Origin of the sequence: Microbacterium lacus, assembly GCF_039531105.1 — a bacterium.
In the GTDB taxonomy this organism is placed as follows: Bacteria; Actinomycetota; Actinomycetes; order Actinomycetales; family Microbacteriaceae; genus Microbacterium; species Microbacterium lacus.
Genome location: NZ_BAAAPK010000001.1, coordinates 364567 through 380998, shown reverse-complemented (window position 1 = coordinate 380998; position 16432 = coordinate 364567). Strand labels below are relative to the sequence as shown.

Below are 16432 nucleotides of genomic sequence, written 5' to 3'. Positions count from 1 at the left end.
TCCACTCCAGTCTACCGGGGCACGCTCATGGGCTGCTCGGCGGCTCGCGCCGTGACCGGTCCGGTGGTGTTCCCCTCGCGGAAATCGCACGTGAAGCGGATCGAGACAGCCGGATCACCCCCGAGCATCGCCGCGACGGCGTGACCCGCCGCCCGGCCCTTGTCCACGGCCGGCTGGACGAGGGTGGTCAGCTCGTAGGGTGCGAGTCCGTCGACCACCACGCCGTCGAAGCCGGTGACGCTGACATCGTCCGGAACCCGCAGTCCCGCCTCCTCCGCCGCGCGGATCACGCCGGCGGCGAGCAGATCGCTCTGGGCGATGACGGCGGTCGGGCGAGCGGACGGATCAGCGAACAGCGCCCGACCCGCCGCGAGACCTTCGTCGATGAAGCTGCCCGCCGCGGAGAAGATGCGCGCATGGGGGAAGACGTCGCGCGCACCGGCGAGCCGCTCGCGGGTCACGTCGATCTCGATCGGCTCGTCATGGGCGATCCAGCCGCGCTCCCATCCGGCGCGGACGGGCAGGGCGACGACGGCGACGTCTGCGTGACCGTGCGCGCGGAGATGACTCGCGGCCTGCCGCTGAGCCTCGCGGTTGTCCAGCGCGATCCGGGGGATTCCCTCGCCGGCATCGCCCTCGATCACCACGACCGGGATTCCGCGGGCCGTGACCACCGCGAGCGATTCGCGCAGCATCCCGCTGCACCCGATCAGCACGGCGGCATCCAGCGGCGCGGTCATGAGCGTCGGCTCGGTGCCGCCCGGGCTGTGGTCGCGCAGCAGCAGGAGCCCTGCGCCGAGCGGGGCCACGCCGTCCGCGAGGCCGTCCATCATGAGCGTCTTCACGGGGTCGCGGAACGCCGCGCCCAGGTGCTCCTCGAACACGACGCCGACGATGCCCGAGCGGCCGCGGCGCAGCGAAGCGGCACGCGGATCGGGTCCGGTGTACCCGAGGGATGCCGCGGCGTCCAGGACGCGCTGACGCGTGGTTTCGGCAACGGCTGCCTTGCCGCTGAAGACCACCGAGGCGGTCGAGGGCGACACACCCGCGGTGCGGGCGACGTCGGAGATCGTGGGGCGACGGGAGCTCATGGCCCGTCGATCGTATCCCGCGTGTTCCGACGAGTCGAATCGATTCGGTAGCCTATCCGCATGGACACTCCGATCTCGCGCGCCCAGCTCGTGCGCTGGCGCACCGCCGTCTTCGCGATCTTCCTCGCGAGCGGCCTCTCGATCGCGACGTGGGCGGCCCGAGTGCCCGACATCAAGAGCGCGATCGACGTGGACAACGCGCAGCTCGGTCTGATGCTGCTCGCGGGCGGCATCGCCTCCATCCTCGGCGTGTCGGTGTCCTCCGTCGTTCTGGCCCGGTTCGGTGCGCGCCGCGGGATGCTGGGCGCGATGCTCCTGTTCGGACTCGGCGTCGCGATCATCGGCTTCGGGGCGACCGTCTTCGCTTCGCCGATCGTCGTCACGGCGGGTCTGCTGCTGTGGGGCTTCGGCAACGGCGCCGTGGACGTCATGATGAACGTCGAGGGCGCGGCGATCGAGAAGCAGTCCGACCGCACGATCCTGCCGCTGTTCCACGCGTTCTTCAGCTTCGGAACCGTGATCGGAGCAGGGCTCGGCGTCGCGGCGATCGCGATCGGGATGGACGTCGTCACGCACCTGAGCATCATGGCCGTCGTGATCGTCGTGATCGCGTTCGTCAGCATCGCGAACGTGCCCGCCCGGGAGGCGACCCTGGACGTCCCCGGCGATGCTCCGAAGCAGACGCTGCGCGAGCGCCTCTCGGTGACGCTGTCGGCCTGGCGGGAGCCGCGGACGTACGCGCTCGGCGTCATCATGCTCGGGATGGCCTTCGCGGAGGGCGGCGCGAACGACTGGCTCGCGCTCGGCGTCGTCGAAGGCCACGGAGCGGACGCGGCGCTCGGTGCCGCGGGCCTCGCGGTGTTCTCGGTCAGCATGACGGCGGTGCGCGTCTTCGGCGGACCCCTCGTGGACCGCTTCGGCCGCGTCGCCACCCTCCGGGTGCTCGCCGTCACGGCGACCGTGGGTCTGCTGCTGTTCATCCTCGCCCCGACCGTGCCGCTCATCTTCCTCGGCGCAGCCCTGTGGGGAGCGGGCGTGTCGCTCGGCTTCCCCCTCGGCATGTCCGCGGCCGCCGACGACCCGGCCAAGGCTGCGGCACGCGTGAGCGCGACGGCGACGATCGGCTACATCGCCTTCCTGGCGGGTCCCCCGCTCCTCGGCCTCATCAGCGAGCACATCGGTCTGCTGAACACGCTCTACATCCTCGTCGCGCTCATCATCGCGTCCGGACTCGCCTCCCCCGCGGCGCGCCCGATCGCCGGATCGACCGTCGGGGCGGGCCACCCGCAGCCGCACCGCCAGCACGCGGAGTGATCCCCGTGGGCGCCGGTTAGGCTCATCGGGTGCGTCTTGTCATCGCCCGCTGCAGCGTGGATTACACCGGTCGCCTGAACGCGCACCTCCCGCTGGCGACGCGGCTGCTGGTGCACAAGGGCGACGGCAGTCTGCTCGTGCACTCCGACGGCGGGTCCTACAAGCCGCTGAACTGGATGAGCCCGCCGTGCACGCTGTCGTTGCAGACACCGGACGAAGCGGATGCCGAGGACGGTGTGATCGAGATGTGGAAGGTCACGCACGCCAAGACCGGCGACGCGCTGCTCGTGCGCCTGTACGAGGTGCTCCACGACAGCTCGCACGAGCTGGGCGTCGACCCGGGCCTGGTCAAGGACGGCGTCGAGGCGGACCTCCAGCGCCTGCTCGCCGAACAGGTCGACGTGATCGGCGACGGTCTGACGCTCGTGCGCCGCGAGTTCCCGACCGCGATCGGCCCCGTCGACCTGCTGCTGCGGGATCCCGCGGGTGGCACGATCGCCGTCGAGGTGAAGCGGCGCGGCGACATCGACGGCGTCGAACAGCTCACGCGCTACCTCGAACTGCTCGGACGCGACCCGCACCTCGCCCCGGTGACGGGGGTGTTCGCCGCGCAGGAGATCAAGCCCCAGGCGCGGGTCCTCGCCGCCGACCGCGGGATCCGCTGCGTGACGCTGGACTACGACGGCATGAAGGGCGTGGACTCCGGCGCCCCGCGGCTGTTCTGAACGGACGCCGGTAGCGTGGGTGCCATGGGGAGCAGATCACCGTGGACGTGCGTGCTGTGGGACGTCGACGGGACGATCGTCGACGCCTCCGACGGCATCCTGCGGCGTCTGACGATCACGCTCGAGCACTTCGGGCGCACCGCGCCGACGCGAGCCGAGCTCGTGCACTGGATCGGTCCCCCGATGTTCCAGTCGTTCCAGGCGACGGCCGGAATGACGCCTGAGCAGGCGGCCGAGGCCGTGTCGTACTACCGGACGCTCGGCAAGGCCGACGGCTACACGACCGGTGCCAGGCTCTTCCCCGGGGTTGCCGAGGTCATCCGCGAGGTCGCCGCGGCCGGCATCCCGCAGGCGACGGCCAGCTCCAAGCCCGAGATCCAGGTCGCCGCCCTCATGGACCATTTCGACCTGACACCGTGCCTGACCGCGGTCGTCGGCGCGACCTCCGATGAGCGCACGCTCGCCCGAAAGGCCGACATCGTCGCCGAGGCGCTGCGTCGCCTCGAGGTCGCCGGCGTCGACACGAGCCGGCCGGTGCTCGTCGGCGACCGTCACCACGACGTCGAAGGGGGCGCCGAGCAGGGCGTCCCGGTGATCTTCGTGCAGTGGGGCTTCAGCTGGCCGCATGAGGCCGAGGGTGCCCAGGCCTCGGTGTCCACGATCGGTCAGCTGCGCGACCTGCTGCTCGTGCGAAACGCCGATGCCTGACACCGCCGCCGGCATCCTCGGCTGGGTCATCCCGGCCGTGGTGGTGTTCGGCGTCACGGCGATCGCGATCGCGGTGATCGCGTGGGCGATCCGTTCGGCGCGCCGCTCCCCGCGGGCGCGCGCGGCCGCGGACGCCCTCCGCGCGAAGGCCGGCGGCGTACTCGTGCAGCTCGATGACGCGGTCGACGAACTCGATCTCGAGGTCGGACTGTCCGGCGCCCTCTACGGCGGCGGCGCGCCGACCTCGCTCCGGCGCGCGCGCCTGACGGCGCAGCACGTGCGCGACGACTCGTTCGACGAGTACCGCGCGATCTGCGAGCCGGATGCCGCACCCGCGGACATCCGCCGGGTGTCGGCCCGGATCGAACGGCGCAGCACCGAGGCCCTCGCGGTGATCGCCGCCGCGCGGGCCGAGCACGCCGACTGGGTCCGGGCGAACGTGTCCGCGGCGGGACAGGTCGACGCGGCGCGCGCCCGACTGGCTGCCCTCCGCGAGAGCATGGGCGATCCGCGGGCCCTCGTCGCCGAGCTGTCCGCCCGCTATGCCGAGGAGGAGTGGGTCGACGCCGACGCCGCCGCGCGAGCAGCCGTCGAGCACGCCGACAAGGCGGAGAAGGCGCTGGATGCCGCGGCCGCGCGCGCCGCGGATCCCACCGCGACCGCCCTCCCCGAACTCGCGGCCGCCGAGCGGGAGCTGCGCCGCGCGGAGGCGGAGGCCCGGACGCTCGAGGAGACGCATCGCCTGGTGACGCAGGCCGCGCAGGCCGTCAGCGGCGAACTGGACGCCGCGCGCACGGCCATGCGTCAGGCGGCGGCGACGCGCGAGCAGCTCGAGCCGTCCGACTCGGAGCGCCTGGGCGCGGAACTGCGCCTCGTGCAGGCGGACCTCGGCGAGATCGAAATCGACGCCGCACGGCGGCCGACCCGCACGATCGACCGCATCGCGCGGCTCCGCGGGCGCCTCGACCTCGCGCTCGGCGACGCGCGCACCGCGCAGCAGCGCCTGCGCGGTGCGCGCACCGCGCTCCCCGGAACCCTCGCCGCAGCACGCAACACCGTCGCCCAGGCGGAGTCGGCGCTCACGCACGCCCGATCCGGGGCGGACGCCCGCGCCCGGCTGGCCTCCGCGCAGCGCGAGCTCGCGGCGGCGCGGCAGAGCGCGGACCCTGTCGAGGCGCTGGATGCCGCCCGGCGGGCGATGCGCGACGCGGAAGACGCCCGGGCCCTCGCCGACTTCGACAGGCTGGGCGGACGCTGACGCGACGGCCGCGCCGCGGATCCCGGATCCCGCGTCGCCCGCGGCTCGGCATCCGGTCGCCGCTATCGTGAAGCCCATGACCGAGATCGTCGAGGCTCCGCCCCGCCATCCCGTCCTCTCGTTCGTGCGCCGCATACCCGCCACGCTGACGATCATCGCCGTCCTCCTCGCGGTCGGCGTCGTCTTCGCCGGTCTCTGGCGCCCCTTCGAGGACTCGCCACTGTGGGACACCGTCGCGTACGGCCTGCCCGCGCTCCTGGAGGGACGGTGGTGGACGCCGATCACCGGCACGTTCTTCGTGAACCACCCGCTCGTCTACCTCTTCACCCTCTCGAGCTTCATCGGGATGGCGTATCTGGAGTTCCGTCGCGGTTCGCGCGTCGCGGTGGCCTACTTCGGCGTCGGTCAGCTCTTCGCGATCTTCGCGAGCGCGCTCCTGCTGTGGCTCTTCGCTTTCCTGCCCTGGCCGTGGGCGCAGCAGGAGGCGCTCGTGCTGGACGTGGGCCCGTCGGGCGGCTCGATGGCGTGCATCGCCGCGGCCGCGGGACTGCTGCGGGCTCCGTGGCGTGTGCGCGCGTGGGTCTTCGTGATCGGCTTCACGATCGTCACGCTGTTCTTCTGGGGATCCCTCGCCGACCTCGAGCACGCCCTGGCGGTCGGTCTGGTCCTGTTCGTCGACCGCTCGCTGCGCCTGCAGCGCACGACGGTGCGGGAGCAGCGCCTGATCGCGTTCGTCGCGGCTCTCACGATGCTCGCGGTCGACGTCCTCACCTTCCTGGTGCCCACCGACGGCCCGTTCGGTCCGACCCAAGCCGTCGGCGGGTCGCTGCTGGACATCGGCGTCGACGTCGTCGTGATCCTCCTGATCGCCAACGGGCTGCGTCGTGGTCGACGGTGGGCGTGGGTGCTCGGCGTGATCCTCGCGTCCTTCAACGTGCTGACCGGCGCCCTCTTCCTCACGCTGCTGTTCATTCCGGGTGCAGTCGTGGAAACGTCCCTCGGCGACCCCAACGTCGCGATCGCGCAGTCCGCCCTCTGGGCGCTCGTGCTCGTCTACCTGCTGTGGGTGCGGGCGGCGTTCCGGGCGCGACGCAAGTCCCGGATCGGGCTCGGCGACGAACCCTCGCTCGATGAGGTGAAGGACATGATCCGCGCGCACGGCGGCGGGACGCTGTCCTGGATGACGACGTGGGGCGGCAACAGCTACGCCCGCACGACCGAGGGCATCGTGGCGTACCAGAAGCGGGCGGGCGTGGCGATCGTCCTCGCCGACCCGCTCGGGCCGGCGGCATCCCGGAGCGCCTCGGTGACGGAGTTCATCGCCGCGGCCGAACGCGCGGGCCTCATCCCGTGCTTCTTCAGCGCGGGCGATGCGACGAAGGATGCCGTCCCGTCGACCTGGCGGAATCTCGTGGTCGCCGACGACACGATCGTCGACCTCCCGGGCCTGGAGTTCACCGGCAAGGCCTGGGCGCCCGTGCGCACCTCGATCAACCGCGCCGGCCGCGAAGAGGTGACCTTCCGGATGACGCGGCTGCGCGACGAGCCCTGGGGTGTGCAGCAGCAGCTGCGCGCGATCTCGGAGATGTGGGTCGGCGACAAGGGCCTGCCCGAGATGGGCTTCACGCTCGGCACCCTCGACGAGGCGATGGATCCCGAGGTGCGGCTCGCGATCGCGGTCTCGGCGAACGGCGACGTCGACGGATTCCTCTCCTGGCTGCCGGTGTACGGCGGGGACGGGGTCGTGCACGGCTGGACGCTCGATCTCATGCGCCGGCGCGAAGGCGGCTTCGGCCCGGTGATGGAGTTCCTGATCGGATCGTCTGCGAAGCACTTCTCGGACGAGGGCGCCCAGGTGCTGTCGCTGTCCGGTGCGCCGCTCGCGCACGACTACCCGCCGGATGCGGGAGCGATCGCGACCCTGTCGGACTGGCTGGCGAACATGCTCGAGCCCGTCTACGGCTTCGGGTCGCTGCACCGCTTCAAGGAGAAGTTCCACCCGCGCTACGAGACGATGTACCTGCTGTTCCGCGACGAGAGCGACCTCACGCGCATCGGCGCGGGGCTGACGCGCGCCTTCCTTCCCGACGCGACCCTGCGGCAGTTCGCCGGTGCCGGGGTGGAATTGGTACGGGGCGAGCGCGACTGAGCGGTGTGCTCTGCCGGGCTCGCCCCGTGAGGCGCGACGCTCGGGGCGTCACGCGGTCGGCCTTAGGTCAGACCGGACGAATGTTCTCAGCCTGCAGGCCCTTCGGGCCCTGGGCGACTTCGAACTCGACGCGCTGGTTCTCTTCGAGCGAGCGGTAACCGCCCGACTGGATCGCGGTGTAGTGCGCGAAGACGTCGGCGCCGCCGTCATCAGGAGCGATGAAGCCGAAGCCCTTCTCCGCGTTGAACCACTTGACCGTGCCCTGGGTACTCATTCAATTGCCATTCTGTTGTGCCCGAGCTACCTGCGTCGAGTCCGCTCCAGGCTATCGAAGGACGGCCGCACGAGGGGAAGAGCGGGAAAATATGGTGACACAAACGTTGCACAGCCCATCGCACGCCCGGGCTGAGCAGAAGCTCGAAGCCCGGGCGTCGACGGATCCCCCCGGATAGGCCACGCGAAGCGTGGCACCGCACACTCTACCGATATATCGGCCTGTCGCAGAAGATCCGTCGCACGTAGAATGTGCGTCCTGATGTCCTCTGCCTTCGCGCCGCTGGAGCCCCGTGGGGCTGTGCTCGCGGGCGAGGTGTACCAAGTGCTCGGCGAGGCGATCCTGGACGGTCGCCTCGCTCCCGGCGAACGCCTTCGCGACCAGGATCTGGCCGAACGCCTGGGCGTATCACGCACACCCGTCCGCGAAGCCCTGCAGCGCCTGGAGCGCGCAGGACTCGTCGAGGTCGCACCGAACAAGTACACGCGCGTCTCCGTTCCGAGCCGGCGCCTGCACGACGACACACACGAGTTCTTCATCTATCTGATGGGCGGCGCACTGCGACTCGCGCTGCAGCGATGCACGGAGGATGAACTCGCGCACACCGTCGAGCACGCGGATGCGATCGTGCTGGCATCCCGGATCGACGACGCCGAGGGCATCATGACGGCGAGTGCGCGCCTGTTCGAGCACGTGATCGACGACACGCAGAACGTCGTGTTCATGCGGGTCATGCGCGAGGCCGAGATCGCGATCCGGCGCAACCTCGCCGGATGGCACCCGTTCGTCGAGTGCCCGATCCGCCGCACCGAGCTGTACGTGCGCTTCCGGGATGCCGTCGCCGCACGCGACGGCGCGGAGGCCGAGTCGCTGCTGCGCACTCTGCACGGCATCCCCTGACCCCTCCTCCCCTTTCCCTGAGACGCCATCTGCGCGTCGAGACCGCGGGTGAACTCCACACTCTCGACGCACAGATGTCGTTTCACGGGGAGAAGGGCACGGACGAGCGGGTCGCCCGTGGGGCCGGGGGTGGGTACCGTGAAACACATGGCGCACATCGAGCTCCGGGAGCTGGACGACGACGACCTCGACGCGGTGTTCGAGATGATGCGCGACCCGGATGCCGTCGCCATGGCGGCCTTCACGGCAGCGGACCCCGATGACCGGGGCGCCTTCGACGCGTGGATCGCGCGTCAGCGCGGCGCGGCCGAGGTCTCCTCCTACGTCGTGACCGAGAACGGCGGCTTCGCCGGCACCGCGGCGGTCTTCTCGGTCGACGGCGACCGCGAAGTCACGTACTGGATCGCCCGGCATGCCTGGGGGCGGGGCGTGGCGACCGAAGCCCTGCGGATCCTGGTCTCCCGCGAGCCGGAGCGGCCGCTGTTCGCCCGGGTCGCCACGCACAACGCCGCCTCTCGCGCCGTGCTCGAGAAGGTGGGTTTCACCGAGGTGTCCCGCGACGCGGACTTCGCCCCCGGCGTCGGCCGTGAGGTCGAGGAGATCGTGATGGTGCTCGTTCCGACACTCGAGTAGTCGGAAACGAAGAATGGGCCCCCTGGGGAGCCCATTCCTGTCGCTGTGCGCGAGGGGGGAGTTGAACCCCCACGCCCTTTCGGGCACTGGCACCTGAAGCCAGCGCGTCTGCCTATTCCGCCACTCGCGCGAGATGCGGTGCACCCGGGGGTGCAGTGCAAATCAACTTCCCGAGGATATCACGCGCGATCGCGAGCCCCGAACGGAGCGTCCGAGACCCGCGTCCACGGGCATCACAGCCGGGACGATTAGCATGTACCGACCGGCACCACCTGCCTGAGGAGTCGTGTGGGACTACTTGACAGCTTCGAGAAGGGTCTCGAGCGCGCCGTCAACAGCGCGTTCGCGAAGACCTTCCGCAGCGGCATCCAACCCGTCGAGATCGCGTCGGCGCTCCGCAGCGAGCTCGACAAGAAGGCCGCGATCGTGAGCCGCGACCGCATCCTCGCGCCCAACGAATTCACGGTGCACCTCTCCGTCGCCGACGATGAGCGCATGCGCACGCTCGGCGGCGCGCTCACCGACGAACTCGACACCCTCGTGCACGCCCACGCGAAGACCCAGGGGTACTCGTTCGCCGGGCCGGTCTCGATCACGCTCGTCCGTGACGAGCAGCAGTCCACGGGCACGCTCAAGGTCGAATCCCGCACCGCCGAAGGGCGTGTCGCCTGGCGCGGCGTCGTCGACGTCGAGGGCAAGCGCCACCCGCTCACGAAATCGCGCACCGTGATCGGTCGGGGCAGTGACGCCGACATCACGATCTCCGACGCCGGCACGAGCCGCAAGCACGTCGAGATCCTGTGGGACGGCGAGCGCGCGATGGTGCGCGACATGCAGTCCACGAACGGCACGCTCCTGGACGGCCGCAAGGTGACCGAGGCCGCCCTCCCGCCGGACTCGACCGTCACGATCGGGCGCACCGACATCGTCTTCCGCGTCGTCGCCCAAACAGCGGCCCCGCGCCCCGCCATGCCCGCCGACGTCACCCGCGCGTACGACGTGCGCGATCAGGGACCGCTGCGATGAGCGAACTGACCCTCCTGCTGCTGCGCATCGGCTTCCTGGTGCTGCTGTGGTTCTTCGTGTTCGCCGTCGTCTACTCGCTGCGTGCGGATCTGTTCGGAGTGAAGGTGCGACGGATGCCGGAACCCGCGGCCGCCGCGACGCCCCCGGCGTCGGCACCTCGCTCGAACACCGCCCCTGTGGCTCCCGCGAAGGTCCCGACCGGCAAGAAGGGCGGCCCGGCGACGACGGACGCGGTCTCGCGCATCGTCATCACGAGCGGCCCGAAGGCGGGACTGGAGCTTCCCCTCGGGACCGAACCCCTCACGATCGGACGCTCGAGCGAGTCGGGTCTCGTGATCCGCGACGACTACACCTCCAGCCACCACGCGCGTCTCGTGCTGTGGGGCGATCAGTGGATGATCCAGGACCTCGACTCCACGAACGGCACGTGGCATGACGGCGCTCGGGTCAGCTCTCCCGTCCCCATCACGGTCGGCGCGCCGATCAAGGTCGGCGCGACGACATTCGAACTGCGGAAGTAGCGGACCCGTCACCTATGGTCTTCCAGGGCTCGAGCGTCGCGATCTCGCACACCGGCAAGGTGCGCTCCAACAACCAGGACTCCGGCTATGCCGGCTCGAACCTGTTCGCCGTCGCGGACGGGATGGGCGGGCACGCCGGCGGCGACGTCGCCTCGAGCCTGGCGATCGCGCGGCTGGAGCGCCTCGACCACCCGTTCGATTCCACGTCCGCCGCCGAGCGCGACCTGCGTGATGCGATCGCGGATGCCGCCTCCGAACTGATCGAGACCGTGCACGTCAAACCCGAGCTCGCCGGCATGGGCACGACGGTGAGCGCGCTGGTCATGGTGGATCAGTACGCCGTGATCGCACACATCGGCGACTCGCGCATCTACCTGTACCGCGACGACGCGCTCACGCAGATCACGACCGACCACACGTTCGTGCAGCGTCTCGTCGACTCCGGCCGCATCACGCCGGAGGAGGCGCGCTACCACCCGCGCCGGTCGGTCCTCATGCGCGTGCTCGGCGACATGGACCCCGACCCCGAGCTGGACACGTTCATCATGCCCACCCAGCCGGGCGACCGCTGGCTGCTGTGCTCGGACGGGCTGTCGGGCGTCGTCGACGACGCGCACACCGCGAAGGCCCTCGGGCTCGGGCTCGCCCCGGGCCGGACGGCCGACAATCTGCTCAAGCAGGCCCTGGATGCCGGCGCCCCGGACAACGTCACCATCGTCCTGGTGGACGTCGGGGGTCAGCATCCGCTCTTCTCCGGCACGCCCACGATCGTGGGCTCCGCGTCGAATCCGCTCGGTATCGAGGTGCCCGCCGCCCGCTCCGGCCGCGGCAACTGGCTGCACCCGAACCGCCAGGCGGCGAACGAGCCGAGTCACTTCGAGCCGGCCGCGGAATTCCTCGAGGAGCTCATCGAGGAGGATCGCCGCCGTGCCCGCCGGCGTCGGATCGGCTGGATCGTGGGCTTCGTCCTCGTCCTCGCGCTCATCGCGTCGCTCCTGGCGGTCGCGTACTCGTGGACCCAGACGCGCTATTTCGTCGGGGCCGATGACGACACGGTGGTGATCTTCCAGGGCATCCAGCAGAACATCGGGCCGATCTCGCTCTCGACGCCGCACGAGGACACCGAGATCCTGTTGGCCGACCTGCCGTCCTTCAGCCGGGCGACGGTCGAGCGCACGATCTCGGCGCGCTCGCTCGCCGACGCCGAAGCGATCGTCGACCGACTCCGCTCCGCCTCGGAGGCCACGCGATGACCGCTCCCTCCGACGCGCGCCCCTCGACCGAGGCGATCTCGGCCGATACGGCGGTCATCCGGGCGCTCAAGCGCATCCGCGTGCCGCAGAAGCAGCGCAACCGCGAGCTGTTCCTGCTGATCTTCGCCATCGTCGTCACCGGCGCGGCGATCGCTCTCGTCCAGCTCGGTGCGCTGGGTGCGATCGAGGCGACCTTCCTCTTCTACTGCGGCGGCCTGACGGTGCTCGTCGCGGCGATGCACATCGTGCTGCGGCTGAGTGCTCCGGATGCCGATCCCTTCGTCCTGCCGATCGCGACGATCCTCACCGGGCTCGGCATCGCGATGATCTACCGCATCGACATCGCCGTGGGACTCGAAGGCTGGAACGCGTACTCGACGAAGCAGCTGGCGTGGTCGGCGATCGCGATCGTGGGGGCGATCGCCGTCGTCGTGCTCCTGCGCAACTACCGGATCCTGTTCCGCTACACGTACATCTTCGGCTTCGCCGGTGTGGCGCTGCTGATCCTTCCGATCATCCCCGGACTGGGCACCGACGCGAACGCCGACGTGTGGGTCTCTCTCGGGTTCTTCTCGTTCCAGCCGGGCGAGCTCGCCAAGATCTCGCTCGCGATCTTCTTCGCCGGCTACCTGGTCCGCACGCGCGAGTCGCTCACATCGGTGGGCACGCGCTTCCTCGGCATGACGTGGCCGCGTGCCCGCGAGCTCGGACCGCTCCTGGTGATCTGGCTCATCTCGCTCGGCATCATCGTGCTGCAGCGCGACCTCGGCACGGGTCTGCTCATCTTCGGCATGTTCGTGGCGATGCTGTACGTCGCCACCGGCAAGACGAGCTGGGTCGTGATCGGTGTCGTCCTCGCGGCCGGCGGCGCGTTTCTCGCTTCGCGCGTCCTGCCGTATGTGAACGGACGCTTCGCGAACTGGCTCGACGCGTTCAACCCCGAGGTGATCGACCGTTCCGGTGGCAGCTACCAGCTCGTGCAGGGGATCTTCGGTCTGGCCCAGGGCGGACTGATCGGCACCGGTCTCGGGCAGGGGCGGCCGTACATCACGCCGCTGTCCCAGAGCGACTACATCCTGCCGAGCCTCGGCGAAGAGCTCGGCCTGATCGGCGTCTTCGCGATCCTGTGCCTGTACATGGTGTTCACCAGCCGCGGCATCCGCATCGGGCTGGCGGGGCAGGACGACTTCGGCAAGCTCCTGGCGACCGGACTGTCGTTCACGATCGCGCTGCAGGTGTTCATCATGGTCGGCGGCGTGACCCGGCTCATCCCGCTGACCGGCCTCACGACTCCGTTCCTCGCCGCGGGCGGCTCGTCGCTCGTGGCGAACTGGCTGATCGTGGCGATCCTCCTCCGCATCTCGGATGCCGTCCGCAGCCGCCCCCGGGTGGTGATCGGCTGATGACGAAGGAGCTCCGCCGGCTCAGCATCCTCATGCTGCTCATGTTCCTTGCGCTGTTCGCCTCCACCAGCGTGATCCAGGTCGTGCAGGCCGAGACCCTCGCCGAGAACAGCCGCAACACGCGTGCGCTGTACGACTCGTACGAAGTGCAGCGCGGATCGATCATCGCCAGCGGCGCCGCGATCGCGAGCTCCGTGCCGTCGGACGATGTCTACGCGTGGCAGCGCGTCTACGTCGACGGGGACATGTGGGCTCCGGTGACCGGGTACATCAATCCCGCACTCGGCGCGGCGACCGGCATCGAGCAGGCGATGAACCAGGAGCTCAGCGGTACGGCCGGCTCGCAGTTCCTCGCGCGCATCGACCGCATCCTCACCGGGCAGCCGCCGCGCGGATCCAACGTCGAGCTGACTCTGGATGCCGCCGTCCAGCGTGCGGCGTACGACGCGCTCGGCGACCTGCAGGGTGCGGTCATCGCGATCGAACCGTCCACCGGACGCGTGCTCGCGATGGTCACCAGCCCGAGCTTCGACACGAACCTGCTCGCGTCGCACAACACCGGCGAGGTGAACGAGACTTACGACGCACTGGATGCCGACCCCTCGCATCCGCTGTTCAACCGCGCGATCGGCGGCGACCTCAACCCACCGGGGTCGACCTTCAAGCTCGTGGTCGCCTCGGCGGCGCTCGCCTCGGGCGACTACACGCCCACCTCGACTCTGCCCAATCCGGGCTCGTATCAGCTCCCGCAGTCCAGCAGCGTCGTCTTCAACGCGGGCGGCGGGGCGTGCGGACCCGGCGACACGGTCACGATCGCCGACGCGCTGCGGCTGAGCTGCAACATCCCGTTCGCCGAGCTCGCGGTGCAGCTCGGCGACACCGCGATCCGCGAGGAGGCCGAGAAGTACGGTTTCAACGCACAGTTCTCGATGCCGCTCACCTCGACGGCCTCGAGCTATCCGCGCGGACTCGATGACCCCCAGACCGCTCTCACCGGATTCGGCCAAGGCCAGGTCACCGCGACGCCCCTGCAGATGGCCATGGTCTCTGCGGGAATCGCCAACGATGGAGTCGTCATGAATCCGCGGATGGTCGACCAGGTGATCGGACCGGATCTCTCGGTCCAGCAGAGCTTCGAGGACACCGAGTTCGGGCGTGCCCTGGACTCCGACATCGCAGCCGAACTGACGGCGATGATGGTCGCCAATGTCAGTGACGGCGCAGCCTCGGGTGCAAGAATAGACGGGGTCGACGTGGGCGGAAAGACGGGCACCGCGGAGAACGGGGCGAGCAGACCGTACACGCTGTGGTTCACCGGCTTCGCGCCCGCGGAGAACCCGGAGGTGGCCGTGGCCGTGGTCGTCGAAGACGGCGGAGGTCAGGGTCAGTCGGGCAGCGGTAACACCATCGCGGCACCGATCGCGAAGAAGGTCATGGAGGCGGTGCTGGGACGATGAGACCGACGCAGGGAGTGACCTTCGGAGGCCGGTACGAGCTGGACTCGCGGATCGCCATCGGCGGGATGGGCGAAGTGTGGGAGGCCACCGACCACGTCATCGGCCGCACCGTCGCGATCAAGATCCTCAAAGACGAGTACATGGGCGACCCGGGCTTCCTCGAGCGCTTCCGCGCCGAGGCCCGCCACGCGGCACTCGTGAACCACGAGGGCATCGCGAGCGTTTTCGACTACGGCGAGGAGGCGGGCAGCGCGTTCCTCGTGATGGAGCTCGTGCCCGGCGAGGCGCTGTCCACCATCCTCGAGAGGGACGGATCGCTCTCCACGGACAAGACGCTCGACATCGTCGCGCAGACCTCCGCCGCCCTGCAGGCCGCCCACGCCGCGGGACTCGTGCACCGGGACATCAAGCCCGGCAATCTCCTCATCACGCCCGACGGGCGCGTCAAGATCACCGACTTCGGGATCGCGCGCATCGCCGACCAGGTTCCGCTGACGGCGACCGGCCAGGTGATGGGCACGGTGCAGTACCTCTCGCCGGAGCAGGCCTCCGGCCACCCGGCATCCCCCGCCACCGACACGTATTCGCTCGGCATCGTCGCGTACGAGTGCCTCGCCGGCAAGCGGCCCTTCACGGGCGAGTCGCAGGTCGCGATCGCGATGGCGCAGATCAACGAACAGCCTCCGCCGCTGCCGCCGACCGTCGCGGTCCCGGTGCAGAACCTCGTGATGGCGATGATCGCCAAGAAGCCCGAGGACCGTCCGGCATCGGCCGCCGCCGTCGCCCGCGCGGCCACGGCGCTCCGTCGCGGCGATCTCGCGGCCGCGGCCGCCGCGGTCCCCGCGATCGCGACCGGCGTCGCCGTCGGCGACGACATGACGCAGCTCCTCACCCCGGCGGGCGCGACCGGCGCCGCCACCCGGATCCTCCCGGCAGCGGATGCCGTGGAGGAGGGTGTCGAGGAGAAGAAGAAGCGCAGCCCGTGGACCTGGCCGCTCATCGCCCTCATCGTCCTGCTTCTGCTCGTCCTCGGCGGCACGATCTGGGCATTCGTGGCGAATCAGGAGCCGACGCCGGATCCGACGACGTCCTCGAGCACACCGACCCCGACGCCGACCCCGACGCCCACCCCGACGACGTCGACGATCTCGGTGGACGGTCTGGGCCTCGAGGGCATGGACTGCACGGAGGCCTCCGCGAAGGCGAAGGCCGCGGGAATCGAGGCCGTCGACTGCGTCGCGGGAGACCCCGCGCCCACGGCCGAGCAGGTCAACACGGTCTACCGCGTCAGCCCGACCGGCAACATCCCGCCCTCGCAGCTGCTCACCCTGACCTTCTACGGCGACCAGACTGCGATGCCCCAGCCCTCCGCCCCGTCGATCGCCGGGACGGTCGAGGCCGGCGCGAGCACCCAGGTGTCGTGGAGCGGCTACACGTGCCCGTCCGGAACCGGAGCGGTGAGCGCCTACAACTTCACCGCCACGAACGCGACGTTCGCGAGCACGGGGCAGTCCACCGCGACCTTCGGACCCAACGAGCGCGCGGGCGAGGTGCTGGCCGACAACAATCCGGGAGCGACCGTCATCGTGACCTACTCGGTGACCTGCTCCGGCGGCGCTGCGGGTCAGCGCGACTCGGGTGCATCCGGTGAGGCGACCTCTCAGATACAGGCCGCGTCCACACCGGCCCCGACGACGACCCCGTAGCACATCACCGCACG

Annotated in this window: 15 protein-coding genes and 1 tRNA gene; 13 read left to right on the top strand and 3 right to left on the bottom strand. The window is 70.3% G+C overall.

All coding sequences use genetic code 11. The annotated features are described in order from the left end of the window. Positions 1-11 precede the first annotated feature (11 nt). Positions 12-1091, bottom strand: coding sequence for a LacI family DNA-binding transcriptional regulator (locus ABD197_RS01860; RefSeq protein WP_344051007.1), 1080 nt, complete (start codon positions 1089-1091; stop codon positions 12-14). Between the two features lie 60 nt (positions 1092-1151). Here ABD197_RS01860 and ABD197_RS01855 point away from each other — a divergent pair, with 60 nt between their 5' ends. The 5 genes from ABD197_RS01855 (at position 1152) to ABD197_RS01835 (ending at position 7245) form a co-directional block, all read left to right on the top strand. Then, positions 1152-2405 carry an MFS transporter gene (locus tag ABD197_RS01855; protein WP_344051005.1) on the top strand — a complete coding sequence of 418 codons (1254 nt, stop codon included), beginning with the start codon at positions 1152-1154 and terminating at the stop codon, positions 2403-2405. Positions 2406-2434: 29 nt separating this feature from the next. Continuing rightward, a complete protein-coding gene (gene nucS / locus ABD197_RS01850) occupies positions 2435-3130 on the top strand; it encodes an endonuclease NucS (protein ID WP_344051003.1) in 696 nt (231 codons plus the stop codon). A 24-nt stretch (positions 3131-3154) separates the two neighbouring features. Then, positions 3155-3838 (top strand): HAD hydrolase-like protein, encoded by a 684-nt coding sequence (locus ABD197_RS01845; RefSeq protein ID WP_344051001.1) that lies wholly within the window; start codon positions 3155-3157, stop codon positions 3836-3838. After that, positions 3831-5096, top strand: a complete 1266-nt coding sequence (locus tag ABD197_RS01840; protein WP_344050999.1) for a hypothetical protein — start codon at positions 3831-3833, stop codon at positions 5094-5096. Before ABD197_RS01845 ends, ABD197_RS01840 begins: the two co-directional genes overlap by 8 nt. Before the next feature lie 76 nt (positions 5097-5172). Beyond that, positions 5173-7245, top strand: coding sequence for a bifunctional lysylphosphatidylglycerol flippase/synthetase MprF (locus tag ABD197_RS01835; RefSeq protein WP_344050996.1), 2073 nt, complete (start codon positions 5173-5175; stop codon positions 7243-7245). 67 nt (positions 7246-7312) lie between these two features. Here the strand turns inward: ABD197_RS01835 and ABD197_RS01830 are convergent, their stop codons facing one another. Then, positions 7313-7519, bottom strand: a complete 207-nt coding sequence (locus tag ABD197_RS01830) for a cold-shock protein (protein WP_091485579.1) — start codon at positions 7517-7519, stop codon at positions 7313-7315. 261 nt (positions 7520-7780) lie between these two features. Here ABD197_RS01830 and ABD197_RS01825 point away from each other — a divergent pair, with 261 nt between their 5' ends. Then, positions 7781-8419: a GntR family transcriptional regulator gene (locus ABD197_RS01825; protein WP_344050992.1), complete on the top strand. Its 639-nt coding sequence runs from the start codon at positions 7781-7783 to the stop codon at positions 8417-8419. Between the two features lie 147 nt (positions 8420-8566). Continuing rightward, positions 8567-9052, top strand: coding sequence for a GNAT family N-acetyltransferase (locus tag ABD197_RS01820; RefSeq protein WP_344050990.1), 486 nt, complete (start codon positions 8567-8569; stop codon positions 9050-9052). 46 nt (positions 9053-9098) lie between these two features. On the opposite strand, the gene ABD197_RS01815 is transcribed toward ABD197_RS01820, so the two are convergent. Then, positions 9099-9182: transfer RNA gene (locus ABD197_RS01815), tRNA-Leu, on the bottom strand. Between the two features lie 158 nt (positions 9183-9340). Here ABD197_RS01815 and ABD197_RS01810 point away from each other — a divergent pair. From ABD197_RS01810 to ABD197_RS01785, 6 genes are read left to right on the top strand one after another with little or no spacing between them, the layout of a single operon-like run. Beyond that, positions 9341-10078 carry an FHA domain-containing protein gene (locus tag ABD197_RS01810; protein WP_344050989.1) on the top strand — a complete coding sequence of 246 codons (738 nt, stop codon included), beginning with the start codon at positions 9341-9343 and terminating at the stop codon, positions 10076-10078. Next, entirely contained in the window at positions 10075-10599 is a 525-nt protein-coding gene (locus ABD197_RS01805) for an FHA domain-containing protein FhaB/FipA (RefSeq protein WP_344050987.1), read from the top strand. The genes ABD197_RS01810 and ABD197_RS01805 overlap by 4 nt, the downstream gene beginning before the upstream one ends. 14 nt (positions 10600-10613) lie before the next feature. Beyond that, a complete protein-coding gene (locus ABD197_RS01800; RefSeq protein ID WP_344050985.1) occupies positions 10614-11852 on the top strand; it encodes a PP2C family protein-serine/threonine phosphatase in 1239 nt (412 codons plus the stop codon). Continuing rightward, positions 11849-13255 (top strand): FtsW/RodA/SpoVE family cell cycle protein, encoded by a 1407-nt coding sequence (locus ABD197_RS01795; protein ID WP_344050983.1) that lies wholly within the window; start codon positions 11849-11851, stop codon positions 13253-13255. The genes ABD197_RS01800 and ABD197_RS01795 overlap by 4 nt, the downstream gene beginning before the upstream one ends. Next, entirely contained in the window at positions 13255-14712 is a 1458-nt protein-coding gene (locus ABD197_RS01790; RefSeq protein WP_344050980.1) for a peptidoglycan D,D-transpeptidase FtsI family protein, read from the top strand. Before ABD197_RS01795 ends, ABD197_RS01790 begins: the two co-directional genes overlap by 1 nt. After that, positions 14709-16418, top strand: a complete 1710-nt coding sequence (locus ABD197_RS01785; protein ID WP_344050978.1) for a serine/threonine-protein kinase — start codon at positions 14709-14711, stop codon at positions 16416-16418. The genes ABD197_RS01790 and ABD197_RS01785 overlap by 4 nt, the downstream gene beginning before the upstream one ends. The last annotated feature ends 14 nt before the right edge of the window (positions 16419-16432 follow it).